At 60.2% G+C, this 14,458-nt stretch carries 16 protein-coding genes; 10 read left to right on the top strand and 6 right to left on the bottom strand.

Annotated features, from left to right (window positions below; genetic code table 11):
- Complete coding sequence (locus ACKJSM_RS12605; protein WP_236180875.1) at nucleotides 1-459, bottom strand: tripartite tricarboxylate transporter TctB family protein; 459 nt, start codon at nucleotides 457-459, stop codon at nucleotides 1-3.
- Nucleotides 460-515: 56 nt separating this feature from the next.
- Nucleotides 516-1,493: a Bug family tripartite tricarboxylate transporter substrate binding protein gene (locus ACKJSM_RS12600; RefSeq protein WP_236180873.1), complete on the bottom strand. Its 978-nt coding sequence runs from the start codon at nucleotides 1,491-1,493 to the stop codon at nucleotides 516-518.
- Between ACKJSM_RS12600 and ACKJSM_RS12595 the strand changes: the two genes are divergently transcribed.
- From ACKJSM_RS12595 to ACKJSM_RS12585, 3 genes are all read left to right on the top strand, one after another.
- On the top strand, nucleotides 1,492-1,749 hold the full coding sequence (locus ACKJSM_RS12595) for a hypothetical protein (RefSeq protein WP_236180870.1): 258 nt from the start codon (nucleotides 1,492-1,494) through the stop codon (nucleotides 1,747-1,749). The two genes, ACKJSM_RS12600 and ACKJSM_RS12595, sit on opposite strands and share 2 nt — an antisense overlap.
- Before the next feature lie 193 nt (nucleotides 1,750-1,942).
- Nucleotides 1,943-2,614 carry a response regulator gene (locus tag ACKJSM_RS12590; RefSeq protein WP_085683189.1) on the top strand — a complete coding sequence of 224 codons (672 nt, stop codon included), beginning with the start codon at nucleotides 1,943-1,945 and terminating at the stop codon, nucleotides 2,612-2,614.
- A complete protein-coding gene (locus ACKJSM_RS12585) occupies nucleotides 2,607-3,992 on the top strand; it encodes a sensor histidine kinase (protein WP_410237653.1) in 1,386 nt (461 codons plus the stop codon). The genes ACKJSM_RS12590 and ACKJSM_RS12585 overlap by 8 nt, the downstream gene beginning before the upstream one ends.
- Here the strand turns inward: ACKJSM_RS12585 and ACKJSM_RS12580 are convergent, their stop codons facing one another.
- Both ACKJSM_RS12580 and ACKJSM_RS12575 read right to left on the bottom strand, forming a co-directional pair.
- Entirely contained in the window at nucleotides 3,993-4,814 is an 822-nt protein-coding gene (locus ACKJSM_RS12580; protein WP_236180861.1) for an HDOD domain-containing protein, read from the bottom strand.
- A gap of 35 nt (nucleotides 4,815-4,849) precedes the next feature.
- Nucleotides 4,850-5,791, bottom strand: a complete 942-nt coding sequence (locus ACKJSM_RS12575; protein WP_236180859.1) for a YgfZ/GcvT domain-containing protein — start codon at nucleotides 5,789-5,791, stop codon at nucleotides 4,850-4,852.
- A gap of 149 nt (nucleotides 5,792-5,940) precedes the next feature.
- Here ACKJSM_RS12575 and ACKJSM_RS12570 point away from each other — a divergent pair, with 149 nt between their 5' ends.
- Together ACKJSM_RS12570 and ACKJSM_RS12565 are read left to right on the top strand one after the other, a co-directional pair.
- Nucleotides 5,941-6,195, top strand: coding sequence for a succinate dehydrogenase assembly factor 2 (locus ACKJSM_RS12570; protein ID WP_007957989.1), 255 nt, complete (start codon nucleotides 5,941-5,943; stop codon nucleotides 6,193-6,195).
- On the top strand, nucleotides 6,179-6,631 hold the full coding sequence (locus ACKJSM_RS12565; protein WP_236180857.1) for a protein YgfX: 453 nt from the start codon (nucleotides 6,179-6,181) through the stop codon (nucleotides 6,629-6,631). Before ACKJSM_RS12570 ends, ACKJSM_RS12565 begins: the two co-directional genes overlap by 17 nt.
- Here ACKJSM_RS12565 and nadB read toward each other — a convergent pair.
- On the bottom strand, nucleotides 6,600-8,216 hold the full coding sequence (nadB, locus tag ACKJSM_RS12560; protein ID WP_236180855.1) for an L-aspartate oxidase: 1,617 nt from the start codon (nucleotides 8,214-8,216) through the stop codon (nucleotides 6,600-6,602). The two genes, ACKJSM_RS12565 and nadB, sit on opposite strands and share 32 nt — an antisense overlap.
- A 557-nt stretch (nucleotides 8,217-8,773) precedes the next feature.
- Between nadB and rpoE the strand changes: the two genes are divergently transcribed.
- From rpoE to ACKJSM_RS12540, 4 genes are all read left to right on the top strand, one after another.
- Nucleotides 8,774-9,355 carry an RNA polymerase sigma factor RpoE gene (rpoE, locus tag ACKJSM_RS12555; protein ID WP_003172477.1) on the top strand — a complete coding sequence of 194 codons (582 nt, stop codon included), beginning with the start codon at nucleotides 8,774-8,776 and terminating at the stop codon, nucleotides 9,353-9,355.
- A gap of 31 nt (nucleotides 9,356-9,386) precedes the next feature.
- Nucleotides 9,387-9,974, top strand: a complete 588-nt coding sequence (locus tag ACKJSM_RS12550; RefSeq protein ID WP_236180853.1) for a sigma-E factor negative regulatory protein — start codon at nucleotides 9,387-9,389, stop codon at nucleotides 9,972-9,974.
- 8 nt (nucleotides 9,975-9,982) lie between these two features.
- Nucleotides 9,983-10,945 carry a MucB/RseB C-terminal domain-containing protein gene (locus tag ACKJSM_RS12545; protein ID WP_339485350.1) on the top strand — a complete coding sequence of 321 codons (963 nt, stop codon included), beginning with the start codon at nucleotides 9,983-9,985 and terminating at the stop codon, nucleotides 10,943-10,945.
- Nucleotides 10,946-11,229: 284 nt separating this feature from the next.
- Nucleotides 11,230-12,600, top strand: coding sequence for a DegQ family serine endoprotease (locus ACKJSM_RS12540; RefSeq protein ID WP_236181085.1), 1,371 nt, complete (start codon nucleotides 11,230-11,232; stop codon nucleotides 12,598-12,600).
- Nucleotides 12,601-12,678: 78 nt separating this feature from the next.
- Here the strand turns inward: ACKJSM_RS12540 and ACKJSM_RS12535 are convergent, their stop codons facing one another.
- On the bottom strand, nucleotides 12,679-14,112 hold the full coding sequence (locus ACKJSM_RS12535; RefSeq protein ID WP_339485348.1) for a M48 family metalloprotease: 1,434 nt from the start codon (nucleotides 14,110-14,112) through the stop codon (nucleotides 12,679-12,681).
- A 97-nt stretch (nucleotides 14,113-14,209) separates the two neighbouring features.
- Between ACKJSM_RS12535 and ACKJSM_RS12530 the strand changes: the two genes are divergently transcribed.
- A complete protein-coding gene (locus ACKJSM_RS12530; RefSeq protein WP_236180848.1) occupies nucleotides 14,210-14,449 on the top strand; it encodes a sulfurtransferase TusA family protein in 240 nt (79 codons plus the stop codon).
- The last annotated feature ends 9 nt before the right edge of the window (nucleotides 14,450-14,458 follow it).

The raw sequence follows: 14,458 nt of genomic DNA, 5'->3' as shown, positions 1-14,458 counted from the left end.
TCAGTTCTCCAGAACGTCGAGCAGGCCGAGGGGCAGCGGAACGTCCATCAAACGGTCGAACAGCAGGTAAAGACCAACGGCCATCAGGCTGATGATCACCACGCTCGGCAACCAGCGGCCGCCGTACAGTCGGGCCATCGGTACGCCGGTGATGATGCTGGCGACGATGAAGCCAAGGGGTTCGAAAGTGCCGGCGAACACGAGCAACAGGGCCACGCAGATGCCGATCTTGGTCAGGGTTTCGCGGTCCAGTGGCGGCTCGTCTTCGCTGTGCTTGATGGGCGCTGGACGAAAAACCATGTACAGCAGCGCCAGGCCCATCAGGCCGAGCATCAGCAACGGAAATGCCCGTGGCCCCACCGGTTCGTAGGAAAACGCCGCCTGATATGGCCACGCCATCAGTGCCAGGCCGGCACAGGCCAGCAACAGCACCGAGGCAAAAATGCGTTGAATAAGCATGAGGGAACTCCTGCCATGGCCCCGGTGAGAGGGCCATGGACGCTAGACAGAGACGATCACTGAATCAGGCCGAACTCTTTGGCCAGCACCTTGTAGTCCGCCACTTGCTTCTTGACGTAGGTGTCCAGCTCGGGACCGGTCATGGCAAAGGGGAACAGCTCACGCTGATCGCGCAGCTTGGCGAAGTCTTCCGAGGCCAGCAGTTTGTCGAAGGAGTCTTTCCACCAGGCGTAGTCTTCATCGCTGACTTTCGGCCCGAGGTAGAAACCGCGCACCACGGGCCAGATGATGTCGTAGCCTTGCTCGCGAGCGGTCGGGATGTCCTTCATTTCCGGCTCGTCCAGGCGTTTTTCGGCAAACACCGCCAGCAGGCGCATGTCACCGCTCTGGATATGCGGCATGGAGTCGGAGATGTCGGTACTGCCGACCTGGATGTGGCCGCCGAGCAGGGCGGTGGCGATCTCACCGCCCCCTTCGAGGGCGACGTAACGCAGGTCGCGCGGGTTGATCCCGGCGGCTTTTGCGATCAGTGCGGTCTGCATCCAGTCCTGGCTGCCGACGGTACCGCCGGAGCCGATGACCACGGAGCTCGGATCTTTCTTCAGCGCCTGCACGAGATCATCGAGGGTTTTGTAGGGCGAATCGCTTTTCACCGCGATGGCGCCATAGCTGGTGCCAACCGCTGCCAGCCAGCGCACGTTGGTTTCATCGAACCGGCCGAACTTGCCCTGGGCCAGGTTCAACAGCGAACCGCTGGACCACGCCACCAGTGTGCCGGCGTCGGCCGGACGCTGGGCCACGACGGCGTTGTACGCCACCGCGCCGACGCCGCCGGGCATGTAAGTCACGCGCATCGGCTTGGTCAGCAGCTTTTCATTGACCAGCGCGCTTTGCGCCAGTTTGCAGGTCAGGTCGAAGCCGCCACCGGGGGAGGCCGGGGCGATGCATTCGGGGCGTTTCGGTTCGGCCATCAGTTGGCCGGCGAACAGCACGCAACCGGCGGCGAGGGCGAAACGGCGCAGGGATCGGTTCATGAGTGTCTCCACGGGAGTTGTTGTTTTTGGGGATGTTCAGGTGCGGCAGTTTCGCGCGCGCAGGCTAACAGGCTCAGACCCGGACGGGTTGAGCGCCGCGCAGCCGACGATGGCGCTGACAAGCGAAAACGGGGAAATACGAGAAAAAGAATGGAACGGGTCAACCTGGAGCTGTGTGGACAGCATGGTGCAGTACCTCGTTATTGTTCTTATTGGCGAAAACGCATCGTGGCGTTTTTCGAGAGCTACGTTTTGAAGCTACGGTGTATGGACAGACCAAACGGCGAAGGTCGGCAGTCGGGACCTTCGGTGAAGCGACTCTAACGCCCTAAGCTTTCGCTAACCTTTCAGTATTCTTTCGCGTGTTTTCGGGCTTCACAGTGGCGGTTGCGGCTGTAAACTCCGCCGCAAAGAATGGCGTCGGCCATCCCTGAATGAGGTAGAGATCCATGCGTGTCCTGCTCGTCGAAGACCATTTGCCGCTGGCCGAAAGCGTCGCCCAGGCGCTCAAGAGCACCGGTCTGACCGTGGATGTGTTGCACGATGGCGTGGCTGCCGACCTGGCCCTGGGCAGCGAGGAATACGCGGTGGCGATCCTCGATGTCGGCCTGCCGCGCATGGACGGCTTTGAAGTGCTGGCGCGCCTGCGGGCCCGGGGCAAGAACCTGCCGGTGCTGATGCTGACCGCCCGCAGCGACGTCAAGGATCGGGTCCATGGGCTCAATCTCGGCGCCGATGATTACCTGGCCAAGCCGTTTGAGCTCACCGAGCTGGAGGCGCGGGTCAAGGCGCTGCTGCGCCGTAGCGTGCTCGGTGGCGAACGTCAGCAGCGTTGCGGTGTGCTGGCCTATGACCTCGACACTCGACGCTTTACCCTCGGCGAAGAATTGCTGACGTTGACCTCTCGCGAACAGGCAGTGCTCGAAGCGCTGATTGCCCGTCCGGGGCGGGTGATGAGCAAGGAACAACTGGCTGCGCAGGTGTTCGGTCTCGACGAAGAGGCAAGCCCCGACGCTATCGAAATCTACGTGCATCGCCTGCGCAAGAAGCTCGACGGTCATTCGGTGGCCATCGTGACCTTTCGGGGCCTGGGCTATCTGCTGGAAAGCCGCGATGCATAAGCCCAGCAGCCTGCGCTGGCGGTTGCTGTGGAACCTCGCGCTGTTGCTGGTGGTGTTGATGCTCGCCAGTGGATTGAGCGCCTACTGGAACGGTCGCGAAGCCGCCGACACCGCCTACGACCGCACGCTGCTGGCCTCGGCGCGGACCATCGCCGCCGGTCTGTCGCAGCGCGATGGCAGTCTCAGTGCCGACGTGCCTTATGTGGCGCTCGATACGTTTGCTTACGACAGTGCGGGTCGCATCTATTACCAGGTCAATGACATCAACCAGAAGTTGATTTCCGGCTATGAAAACCTGCCGGGCCCGCCGCCCGGCACGCCGAGAACCGACAGTTATCCCGCCCTGGCGCGCTTTTACGACGCGAAGTATCAGGGGCAGAACGTGCGTGTGGTGAGTCTGCTCAAAGCGGTCAGCGAGCCGAACATGAACGGTATGGCGGAAATCCGCGTTGCTGAAACCGATGAGGCGCGCGTCAGCATGGCCCGCAGTCTGGCCGCCGATACCTTGCTGCGGCTGGGCATGTTGGCGATTGGCGCGTTGTTGCTGGTGTGGTTTGCGGTGAGTGCCGCGCTGCGGCCGATCGAACGTCTGCGCACGGCAGTGGAAGAGCGTCAGCCCGATGACCTGCGTCCGTTGCCGTTGGTCGAAGTGCAACACGAGTTGTGGCCACTGGTACAGGCGCTCAATCACTTTACCGAGCGTTTGCGCGGCCAGTTCGAGCGCCAGGCGCAATTCATCGCCGATGCGGCCCACGAACTGCGCACGCCACTGGCGGCGCTCAAGGCGCGTCTTGAGTTGGGCCTGCGTTCAAACGAGCCGCAGACCTGGCGTGACACGCTGGAGTCCTCGGCACATAGCACGGATCGCCTGACCCATTTGGCCAACCAGTTGCTGTCGCTGGCCCGGGTAGAAAACGGCGCCCGGGCGATCGCCGAGGGCGGTGCGCAGTTGCTCGATCTGAGTCAGTTGGCCCGCGAACTGGGCATGGCCATGGCGCCGTTGGCCCACGCTCGCGGGGTCGCCTTGGCGCTGGAGGCGGACGAGCCGGTTTGGCTGCGCGGCGAGCCGACATTGCTCAACGAATTGCTGAGCAATCTGGTGGACAACGCGCTGGCCCACACGCCACCGGGTGGCAACGTGATTCTGCGGGTCACGGCGCCGGCGGTGCTGGAGGTTGAAGACGATGGGCCGGGCATTCCACTGGAAGAGCGGGATCGGGTGTTCGAACGCTTTTACCGGCGTAACCAGCAGGTCGCCGGTTCGGGGCTGGGGTTGGCCATTGTCGGGGAAATCTGCCGCGCGCATCTGGCGCAGATCAGTCTGCATGATGGTGAGCAGGCAGGTTTGAAGGTGCGGGTGAGTTTTATCGCCGGTTGATCAATAGAACATCGACCGCGATTCTTCCAGATCGGCGCACAACGCCTTGTTGTCCGGGTCGATGCCGAGTTTGCGGAACGCCGGCACGCTGAACGGATCGATGCGCGCCAGCGGATGGTCGGTGTCCTTGTGGCAATACAGGCTGGCCACTTGCACGATGTCGACGTAATCGATCTGCTGCGATTCGCGCTTGAGGTCCTGATACAACCCCGGCAACTCCACCAGACGCTCGGGAAATTCCCAGACCCGCAGCAATTTGTCGCCAAGCAACGGGTGAATGTGGTCGATCACATGGTTGAGGCTGACTGGATCGGACAGCAATTCGTAGTGGTCTTCGGCATAGGTCAGGATCGGCAGTACGCCGATCTGATGAACCAGTCCGCCGAGCGCGGCCTGATCGGGCTTGAGCTGAGTGTGGCGGCGGCACAGGGCGTAGCTGACGCCGGCGATTTCCAGGCTCTTGCGCCAGACTTCGCGCATCTTCTGTTCGACCACGTCGGAGCGGGCGTGGAAGATCTGCTCCATCACCAGACCGATCGCCAGGTTGCTGCTGTAGTTGACGCCCAGCCGGGTGATGGCGGTGTGCAGGTCGGTGACTTCCTGAGTCGCGCGCAACAGCGGGCTGTTGACCACTTTGATCAGGCGCGCCGACAGCGCCGTGTCGCGGCCGATCACTTTGCTCAGGTCGCTGACGCTGATGTCCGGATCTTCGGCGGCCTTGCGAATCTGCAGGGCCACTTCCGGTAACGTTGGCAGAACCAGGTCATCGTTATCGATGGCCTCAACCAAATCCTGTTGGACCTTATCCGCCAGCTCACTCATGTCGTTTCTCTAGGGTGTTGCAACAAATGCTGCGATCAGCGCTGGATTTCGCGGTCGCGATCCAGTTCGTATGGCAGGTCGAGCAAGTGCAGCGCCGGACCTTCGGCCGAGCCCAGATGCAAGTCGCCCGCTTCGGCAGCTTCGGCCTGCAACACCGCCAGCAGTTCAATATTCTTTTCGCTGTGGGCGGCCAGCACCACTTCGCCGATGGAACTGCCGTGGCTCGGGGCGAACAGCGGGGTGCCGGGCTCCGGCAATTCACTGGCGTCCAGTTGCACGCGGTACAGACGGCGCTTGAGTTTGCCCAGGTACTGCATGCGCGCGACGATTTCCTGGCCGGTGTAACAGCCTTTCTTGAAGCTCACGCCGCCGACGGCCTGGAGATTGAGCATCTGCGGGATGAACAGCTCACGGGTGGACGGCATGACCTGACCGATACCGGCGCGGATCTGGCCCAGCAGCCATTGATTGAGTTCGCCTTCGCTCAACTGCGCGGACAGTTTGCCTTTGACGGGCTCGGCCTGATCGGCGGGCACCCAGAGTTCGGCACGGTCAGGGGAGACGCGAATCGCGATCAGCCCTTCGTGGCGGGCCACGCTGTCGGCTTCTGCCGGTAGTTCCAGACCCAGGTTGCTCAGCGCCGTATCGCCATGATCGAGGCCGAAACGCACCCATGAGGCGCTTTCGTCGGTCAGTTTCGATTTGGAGAACACCGCGTACTTTTTCAGGTCCGCCAGTTGTGGCTCCAGCAGCTCGACGGCCATCGCCAGCAGCACACCGTCGCCTTCAAGCACGATGCGGAAACTCGACTGCATTCGGCCTTTCTGCGTGCAGCGGGCGCCGAGGCTGGCCTGGGTTTCGCTCAGGTAATTGATGTTGCAGGTCAGCTGGCCTTGCAGGAATTTGCCGGCATCCGCGCCGCGGACCGCGAGAACGCCTTCATGAGACAGGGTGCAGAAAAAAGCAGAATCGGCCATGGGTCATCGCAGGGTAAATAGACTGGGGCACATCATAAGGGGGTGGTGTTGAAATGGGTAGTTCATAAAGGATCGATGGTGCCCGACCAAAGCCGACTGTTCGGGCCGCTTCGGGCCTGTATACTTGCGGCCTATTTGAGGAGGGCTCCATGGTCGAACAAGTTGAACTGAATCGCCTCTTTTGGCACAGCCGTCGCGGCATGCTGGAACTCGACGTGTTGCTGGTGCCGTTCGTGAAAGAGGTCTACGCCAATCTGAACGAGGTGGATCGCGCGCTCTATGTCCGCCTGCTCGAGTGCGAGGATCAGGACATGTTCGGCTGGTTCATGGAGCGCAGCGAATCGGAAGATCCCGAGCTGCAACGCATGGTTCGCATGATTCTGGATCGTGTCCAGCCCAAGTAACACGTTCGAATGCCGCTGGCATGCCTCACGGCAGTTGCTGGCGGCGTATCTGCTGGCCCAGGCATTCGCGCTGGGTACTCTGCTTATATTGTCGATTCCGTTCTGGGCTTCTCTGCTCGGGGCATTCGCGTGTCTCGGCCATGCGGCGTGGGTGTTGCCGCGGCAGATCCTGTTGAGTCATTCCAAGGCATTTTGCCGATTGCGCCGGGACGCCGATGGCTGGCAATTGTGGAACCGGGCCGATGGCTGGCAAGCGGTGCAATTGCGTCCGGACAGCCTGGCGCTGCCACTGATCGTGGTGCTGCGCTTTCGATTGCGCGGTGAGCGGCGGGTCAGGTCGATCTGTGTGCCGCGGGATGCGCAGGCGGCGGATCTGCACCGACGCCTGCGGGTTCGCCTGAAGTTCAGCCGACGTAGGTGGGCGGCACCAGAATAGTGTCGAGCGCTTCGGGCAGCAGGTCCGGGTAGTCGAGGGTGTAATGCAGACCTCGGCTCTCCTTGCGCTCCATGGCCGAGCGGATCATCAGCTCCGCTACCTGCGCCAGGTTGCGCAACTCGATCAGGTCACGGCTGACTTTATAGTTGCTGTAGAACTCGTCGATTTCGTCCAGCAGCAGACGCACCCGATGCTGTGCCCGTTGCAGGCGCTTGTTGGTGCGCACGATGCCCACATAGTCCCACATGAAACGCCGTAATTCGTCCCAGTTGTGGGCGATGATCACGTCTTCATCGGAGTCAGTCACCTGGCTGGCGTCCCAGGCGGGCAGCGCGCGCGGGATCGCAACGTCGGGCAGTTGCTCGAGAATATCCGCCGCTGCCGAGCGGGCGTAGACGAAGCATTCGAGCAGCGAGTTGCTGGCCATGCGGTTGGCCCCGTGCAGGCCGGTGAAGCTGGTTTCGCCGATGGCGTACAGACCGGGTACGTCGGTGCGGCCCTGCTGGTCGACCATCACGCCGCCGCAGGTATAGTGCGCGGCCGGTACGACCGGGATCGGTTGTTTGGTGATGTCGATGCCGAATCCGAGGCAGCGCTCGTAGACGGTCGGGAAGTGCGTCTTGATGAACGCTTCGGGTTTGTGGCTGATGTCGAGATAGACGCAATCGACGCCCAGACGCTTCATTTCGTGGTCGATGGCGCGGGCGACGATGTCCCGTGGCGCCAGTTCGGCGCGCGGGTCGAAGCGTTGCATGAAGCGCTCGCCGTTCGGCAGCTTCAAATGGGCGCCTTCGCCGCGCAGGGCTTCGGTTACCAAAAAACTCTTGGCTTGCGGGTGATAGAGGCAAGTGGGGTGGAACTGGTTGAACTCCAGGTTCGCCACCCGGCAGCCCGAACGCCAGGCCATGGCGATGCCATCACCACAGGCCCCGTCGGGGTTGCTCGTATAGAGATAGACTTTGGCTGCACCGCCGGACGCCAGAATTACGAAGCGTGCTCCGAAGGTGTCGACTTCCCCGCTTGTACGGTTGAGCACATAGGCACCTAGGCAGCGTTCGCCTTCCAGCCCCAGTCGACGCTCGGTGATCAGGTCGACCGCCACTCGCTGTTCCAGCAGTTCGATGTTCGGCCGCTCTTTGGCTTGAGCCAGCAGGGTCGTGAAGATCGCGGCGCCGGTGGCGTCGGCGGCGTGGATGATTCGTCGGTGGCTGTGGCCGCCTTCGCGGGTCAGGTGGAATTCGAAGCCGCCGTCTTCAGTACCGGACTGTTCGTCTCGCGTGAACGGCACGCCTTGGTCGATCAGCCACTGGATCGCTTCTTTACTGTGCTCTACGGTGAAACGCACCGCGTCTTCGTGGCACAGTCCGCCGCCGGCATTCAAGGTGTCATCGACATGGGATTCGACGGTGTCGGTGTCATCCAGCACGGCCGCGACGCCACCTTGCGCCCAATAGGTCGAGCCGTTGGCGAGATCGCCTTTGCTCAGGACGGCGATGCGCAAGTGACCGGGCAGGGTCAGCGCGAGACTCAAACCGGCAGCGCCGCTGCCGATCACCAGAACATCGTGTTGAAACTGTTGGCTCATTTCAGGATTCCGCTCAAAGCGACCCGGGTCGGGGTTGGCGCAGGACAGGCGGATGGGCGAGTCCAGACAGCCACACAGCCCACTAGTATATAGAGGGGTGGGGCGGCACAATAGCCGGGCCGATATGGCATTGTGAGACTACCGTGATGGAAAAATACGAACGCTTTGTCGGAAGTTTTTTCGGTGGTGTTGGGAAAAAGCGACTGTATCGCAGATGAAACAGGCTTTTTCCTCTCACGGTTGCACAGTGTCGGCGCGACGCGTCTATAAATATTTGGAACTTTTGCCAGAGGCCCAAGATCAATAGACCGTTGCCCGAAACAAGGGACAGTGTCGGCTTCAATGCGGAACCTGCGATTGGGTTCTTGCCGGCGAGCCGATGACAAGATTATTCGCGCAGCCGGTTCATCCCGCGCTGCGTTTTTCGTGCGTGCCAAATCAGAGCCCGCAGGAAACTTGCTTGGAGGGGGAGAACTTTTGCGAAAAGCCCGAGTCTATGTTTGCAAGTCCGGTCGTTTGGTCATGCAAGCCTCCTTCGAGTTTATCGAGGAGTGTTCATGCTAACCCAGGAAGAGGATCAGCAGCTGGTCGAACGCGTTCAGCGTGGCGACAAGCGAGCTTTCGATCTGCTGGTGCTGAAGTATCAGCACAAAATTCTCGGGTTGATCGTGCGTTTTGTGCACGACACCCATGAAGCCCAGGACGTCGCACAAGAAGCCTTTATCAAGGCGTATCGAGCGCTTGGAAATTTCCGCGGTGACAGTGCGTTTTATACGTGGCTGTACCGTATCGCCATTAACACGGCGAAGAACTATCTGGTTTCACGCGGCCGTCGGCCGCCGGATAGTGATGTAAGTTCCGAGGATGCAGAGTTCTATGACGGCGATCACGGCCTGAAAGATCTCGAGTCTCCTGAACGGGCATTACTGCGGGATGAGATCGAAGGCACCGTCCATCGAACCATTCAGCAACTGCCAGAGGATTTGCGCACAGCATTAACTTTGCGCGAATTCGATGGTCTGAGTTACGAGGACATCGCGAGCGTCATGCAATGTCCGGTTGGTACCGTGCGCTCCCGGATTTTCCGCGCCCGGGAGGCCATCGACAAAGCCCTGCAGCCGTTGTTGCAGGAAAACTAAAGACAGCGGCGACAGCCAAGAGAGGAACGCCATGAGTCGTGAAGCCCTGCAGGAATCGCTGTCCGCAGTGATGGATAACGAAGCGGACGAACTGGAATTGCGTCGAGTGCTCAATGCACTGGACGATGTTGAAACCCGTGAAACCTGGGCTCGTTACCAGATCGCTCGGGCAGCCATGCACAAGGATCTGTTGCTTCCACGTCTGGATCTCGCTTCGGCGGTTTCTGCTGCGCTGGAAGATGAAGCCACCCCTGCCAAAGTGTCTCGTGGCCCATGGCGCAGCCTCGGTCGTCTGGCCGTAGCCGCTTCGGTGACCGTTGCCGTACTGGCGGGTGTTCGTCTGTACAACCAGGACGAAATCGCCGGCGTCGAGCTTGCTCAGCAATCCAATCAACCAGTCCTGGCCACACCTCAGGTCAAAGGCCCGGCGGTATTGGCAGGCTATAGTGAGAGTTCGGAAGCTACTGGCCCAATGGCCAATGGCGTATTGCAAGGTCAGCCAGGCTGGCACGATCAGCGTCTGCCAGGTTACCTGCGTCAACACGCTCAACAGGCTGCCTTGAAAGGCACCGAGAGCGCGCTGCCTTATGCACGTGCAGCAAGCCTGGAAAACCGTTAAGGGGGATCATGCGCGCCATACCTCTACTTTCGCTTCTGCTCAGCGGCTGGTTCATTGTTCCAGCCCACGCCGACGAGGCTCAGGACTGGTTGACCCGTCTGGGCCAGGCCGAGCAGCAGCAAAGCTTTCACGGCACATTCGTTTACGAGCGTAACGGTAGTTTTTCTACCCATAACATCTGGCATCGCGTCCAGAATGGCCAGGTTCGCGAACGTTTGCTTCAGCTCGACGGATCGGCTCAGGAAGTCGTGCGCATTGATGGACATACTCAATGTATCAGCGGCACCCTGATTGCGGGCCTGGGGGATTCACCCAATTCCGCCGCTCGCCCTCTCGATCCTCAAAAGCTCAAGAACTGGTATGAGCTTGCCGTCATTGGCAAGTCACGTGTTGCCGGGCGTGAAGCGGTGATAGTAGCGCTGACACCGCGCGATCAGCACCGCTACGGTTTCGAACTGCATCTGGATAAGGAAACGGGCTTGCCGCTCAAGTCGCTGCTGTTGAACGACAAGGGGCAGTTGCTCGAGAGATTCCAGTTCACGCGGCTGGATACCTCTGGAGTTCCATCCGATAAAGATCTGCAAGCCGACTCCGATTGCAAGGCGGTCACGCTCGACAGCGACAAGGCTTCTGCGGTCAAGGCTGCACAGGTCTGGCGTTCTGACTGGTTACCTCCCGGCTTCGAACTCACCAGCAGTTCCTCGCACAAGGATCCGGAGACCAAGACTCAGGTCAACAGCCTGATGTATGACGATGGACTTGCCCGATTCTCTGTATTCCTGGAGCCGCTAAACGGTGCAACCGTCACCGATACCCGGACTCAGCTAGGTCCGACCGTTGCCGTATCCCGCCGCCTGACAACGCCTCAAGGCGAAATGATGGTGACGGTGGTTGGTGAGATCCCAATCGGGACCGCCGAACGGATTGCCCTGTCGATGCGCAACGATGGCGCTGCAACCAGCAAGCAGTGAGCGGATTTCAGCGATCTCCACTTCGTCTTCGAGACATGAAATGTTTGCTGAGCATTTTCATTTGCAAAATACCCGAAAATTTTTTATAGGTCAGAGCCTCTCGGCTCTGGCCTTGTTTGTTGTTCCCGGAACAAAAATGCCGGCCTGTGGTTTCCGGTGTTCCTTGCTCCATATCGCTTAACCCTGCTCGTCGTAACGGGAGCTGTATGTCGATACCAAGCTTGAAGTCTTATCTCTCCATTTTCGCCACGGTGCTGGTGCTCGGTCAGGCTGTTCCTGCAGCCATGGCGGCTGAAGCGGTCAGCCCGGCCAGCCTGCCTGATTTCACCCAACTGGTCGAACAGGCCTCGCCTGCGGTGGTGAATATCAGTACCACGCAAAAGCTGCCGGATCGCAAAGTGAACCAGCAGATGCCTGACCTTGAAGGCTTGCCACCGATGCTGCGCGAGTTCTTCGAACGCGGCATGCCGCCACAACAGCGTTCTCCGCGTGGTGATCGCCAGCGTGAAGCGCAATCCCTGGGTTCGGGCTTCATCATTTCGCCGGATGGCTACATTCTGACCAATAACCACGTGATCGCCGATGCCGACGAAATCCTCGTCCGTCTGGCAGATCGCAGTGAAATGAAGGCCAAGCTGATCGGCACCGACCCGCGCTCCGATGTGGCGCTGCTGAAAATCGAAGGCAAGGATCTGCCAGTGCTGAAGCTTGGCAAATCCCAGGATCTGAAAGCCGGTCAGTGGGTGGTCGCAATCGGTTCGCCATTCGGCTTTGACCACACCGTGACCCAAGGCATCGTCAGTGCCGTCGGCCGTAGCCTGCCGAACGAAAACTACGTGCCGTTCATCCAGACCGACGTACCGATTAACCCGGGCAACTCCGGTGGCCCGTTGTTCAACCTGAACGGTGAAGTGGTCGGGATCAACTCGCAGATCTACACCCGTTCCGGTGGCTTCATGGGCGTATCGTTCGCCATTCCGATCGACGTGGCCATGGACGTTTCCAATCAGTTGAAAAACGGTGGCAAGGTCAGTCGTGGCTGGTTGGGCGTCGTGATCCAGGAAGTGAACAAGGATCTGGCCGAGTCGTTCGGTCTGGACAAACCGGCCGGTGCGCTGGTTGCACAGATTCAGGATGATGGCCCGGCTGCCAAGGGCGGTCTGCAAGTGGGTGATGTGATTCTGAGCATGAACGGTCAGCCGATCGTCATGTCCGCTGACCTGCCACATCTGGTGGGTGCGTTGAAGGCTGGTGCCAAAGCCAATCTTGAAGTGATTCGCGACGGCAAACGCAAGAATGTCGAGCTGACAGTCGGCGCCATCCCGGACGAAGACAAGGAGCTGGATGCGCTGCCCAAATCCGGTGCCGAGACCAACAGCAATCGCCTGGGGGTATCGGTCGCCGAACTGACCGCCGAGCAGAAGAAAACCTACGACCTCAAAGGTGGTGTGGTGATCAAGGAAGTGCAGGACGGTCCTGCGGCCCTGATCGGTCTGCAACCGGGCGACATCATCACGCACCTGAACAATCAGGCCATTGGTTCTTCCAAGGAGTTTGCCGAGATCGCCAAGGCGCTGCCGAAGAACCGTTCGGTGTCGATGCGCGTTCTGCGTCAGGGCCGAGCCAGCTTCATCACCTTCAAACTGGCTGAATGATCCAGTTGTCTAAGAAGTAAAAAGAACCGCCTCGAAAGAGGCGGTTTTTTTGCGTCCGGAATTTGTCTCGGCGTGGGCTTAACCCATCATGTCCTTGACCATGCGCTCTTGCTCCATCAGTTCGCGCTGACGGGCGTCGATACGTGACGACAGCGGGAAGTTGCTGCCCGCCTTACGCTTGGCAAAATCCAGTTGCTGAATCGCCTGGCGGTAATCGCCGACCAATGCGAAATACTCGGCACGGGCCTGATGCAGGCCAATGATGTTGCCGGACAGTCCGCGAGTCTCTGCGACCTGATACCACACGTCCGGATCGTCCGGACGCGATTTCAACAAACCCTCCAGCGCCTTCTCCGCATCGGCGGTGCGGTTCTGTTTCAGCAACAGATCGACGCGCACCTGATTCAGCGGGTAATTGCCAGGATACTGACTGAGCATCCGGTCAACCCGGGACTGGGCATCAGCCAGCTTGTTGTTGGTGATGTCCAGATCAATCTGCGCCAGGTTGTAGATGATCTCGTTCGGCGATTTGGCCAGCAGTTGCGTGAGATTCTCCCGCGCCTCGTTCAGCTGGCCGCCCTTGATCTGGGCAATTGCCAGGCCGTAGCGAGCCACGTCGTTTTTCGGGTTTTCATCCAGCTGAGCGCGGAAGCGTTTGGCGCCAAGGCCGGGCGTTTCTTCGTAGGTCAACTGCACCCGTGCACGGATCAACTGATAGCGCTTGCTGTCTTCGATGCCGCCGGGTTTAGCCTGCTCGGCGCGGTTGCGGGTGTCGGCAATACGCGATTCGGTGACCGGGTGAGTCAGCAGGAATTCCGGCGGTTTGGCGTCAAAACGGTATTGGCGCATCAAGCGCTCGAACATGGTCGGCATCGAGCGCGGATCGTAGCCGGCCTTCTCCAGATTTAGGATGCCGATGCGGTCGGCTTCCTGTTCGTTCTGACGCGAGAAACGCCGTTGCTCCTGGATCGCCGCGGCCTGGGTGCCGGCAATCGCTGCAATCCCGGCATCGCCTGCGCCTGCCGCAGCGATCACGATGCCGGCCAGCAGCGCCGCCATCATCGGCACCTGCATCCGCTGAGAAGCCTCGACACCGCGGGCGAAGTGGCGCTGGGACAAGTGAGCCAGTTCGTGGGCCAGTACCGAAGCATATTCGCCCTCGGTCTGGGCGTTGAGGAACAGACCGCCGTTGACCCCGACAATCCCGCCCGGTGCCGCAAAGGCGTTGAGCTGCGGGCTGTTGATCAGAATGAACTCCAGGCGTCGGTCGTTGACCTGACTGGTTTCCACCAGCTTGTAGACGCTGGACTCGACGTAGTCCTTGAGCTGTGGATCGTTGAGCTGCGAAACCTGGCTGCGCAGCAATGCCAGCCAGGCGCGACCCAGTTGATATTCCTGTTGTGGCGAGACGATGGCAGAGCTGGCGTCACCGAGTGACGGCAGGTCGTCGGCGAAGCCCGGTGAGGCGAGCAGGCAAGCGAGCGTCAGCAGGGTAGGGCGCAGAAATGTCATGCACAAAGCCTTAGTCGACAAAGACCTTACTGTAGCCGGACACCGGGCTTGCGACCAGATATTCTAGGCAGCCTGACCACCTGATCCGGAGTGACGCATGACCGACGCTGTAGCCCATGACTGTGAACTGGACGCCAGTGGCCTGAATTGTCCATTGCCGTTGCTCAAGGCCAAGATGGAACTGAACAAGCTGCCCAGCGGCGCAGTTCTCAAGGTGATCGCCACTGATGCGGGCTCGCAACGTGACTTTCGCACCTTTGCCAAATTGGCCGGTCATACGCTGCTGTGCGAAGAAGACGAGGCGGGTGTCTACCGTTACTGGCTGAAAAAAGCCTGAAACCGACCG

The sequence above is a fragment of the Pseudomonas sp. PHC1 genome (assembly GCF_046487845.1).
GTDB classification, from domain to species: Bacteria; Pseudomonadota; Gammaproteobacteria; order Pseudomonadales; family Pseudomonadaceae; genus Aquipseudomonas; species Aquipseudomonas sputi.
Note: the sequence above shows the minus strand (reverse complement) of the source record. Positions and strands in the feature narration are given on the sequence as shown.

Excerpts from the sequence above, each read along its gene's own strand:
- ACKJSM_RS12605 (WP_236180875.1), bottom strand. The coding sequence starts at position 459 with ATGCTTATTCAACGCATTTTTGCCTCGGTGCTGTTGCTGGCCTGTGCC.
- ACKJSM_RS12595 (WP_236180870.1), top strand. The coding sequence starts at position 1,492 with ATGAGTGTCTCCACGGGAGTTGTTGTTTTTGGGGATGTTCAGGTGCGG.
- ACKJSM_RS12600 (WP_236180873.1), bottom strand. The coding sequence starts at position 1,493 with ATGAACCGATCCCTGCGCCGTTTCGCCCTCGCCGCCGGTTGCGTGCTG.
- ACKJSM_RS12590 (WP_085683189.1), top strand. The coding sequence starts at position 1,943 with ATGCGTGTCCTGCTCGTCGAAGACCATTTGCCGCTGGCCGAAAGCGTC.
- ACKJSM_RS12585 (WP_410237653.1), top strand. The coding sequence starts at position 2,607 with ATGCATAAGCCCAGCAGCCTGCGCTGGCGGTTGCTGTGGAACCTCGCG.
- ACKJSM_RS12580 (WP_236180861.1), bottom strand. The coding sequence starts at position 4,814 with ATGAGTGAGCTGGCGGATAAGGTCCAACAGGATTTGGTTGAGGCCATC.
- ACKJSM_RS12575 (WP_236180859.1), bottom strand. The coding sequence starts at position 5,791 with ATGGCCGATTCTGCTTTTTTCTGCACCCTGTCTCATGAAGGCGTTCTC.
- ACKJSM_RS12570 (WP_007957989.1), top strand. The coding sequence starts at position 5,941 with ATGGTCGAACAAGTTGAACTGAATCGCCTCTTTTGGCACAGCCGTCGC.
- nadB (WP_236180855.1), bottom strand. The coding sequence starts at position 8,216 with ATGAGCCAACAGTTTCAACACGATGTTCTGGTGATCGGCAGCGGCGCT.
- rpoE (WP_003172477.1), top strand. The coding sequence starts at position 8,774 with ATGCTAACCCAGGAAGAGGATCAGCAGCTGGTCGAACGCGTTCAGCGT.
- ACKJSM_RS12550 (WP_236180853.1), top strand. The coding sequence starts at position 9,387 with ATGAGTCGTGAAGCCCTGCAGGAATCGCTGTCCGCAGTGATGGATAAC.
- ACKJSM_RS12545 (WP_339485350.1), top strand. The coding sequence starts at position 9,983 with ATGCGCGCCATACCTCTACTTTCGCTTCTGCTCAGCGGCTGGTTCATT.
- ACKJSM_RS12540 (WP_236181085.1), top strand. The coding sequence starts at position 11,230 with ATGGCGGCTGAAGCGGTCAGCCCGGCCAGCCTGCCTGATTTCACCCAA.
- ACKJSM_RS12535 (WP_339485348.1), bottom strand. The coding sequence starts at position 14,112 with ATGACATTTCTGCGCCCTACCCTGCTGACGCTCGCTTGCCTGCTCGCC.
- ACKJSM_RS12530 (WP_236180848.1), top strand. The coding sequence starts at position 14,210 with ATGACCGACGCTGTAGCCCATGACTGTGAACTGGACGCCAGTGGCCTG.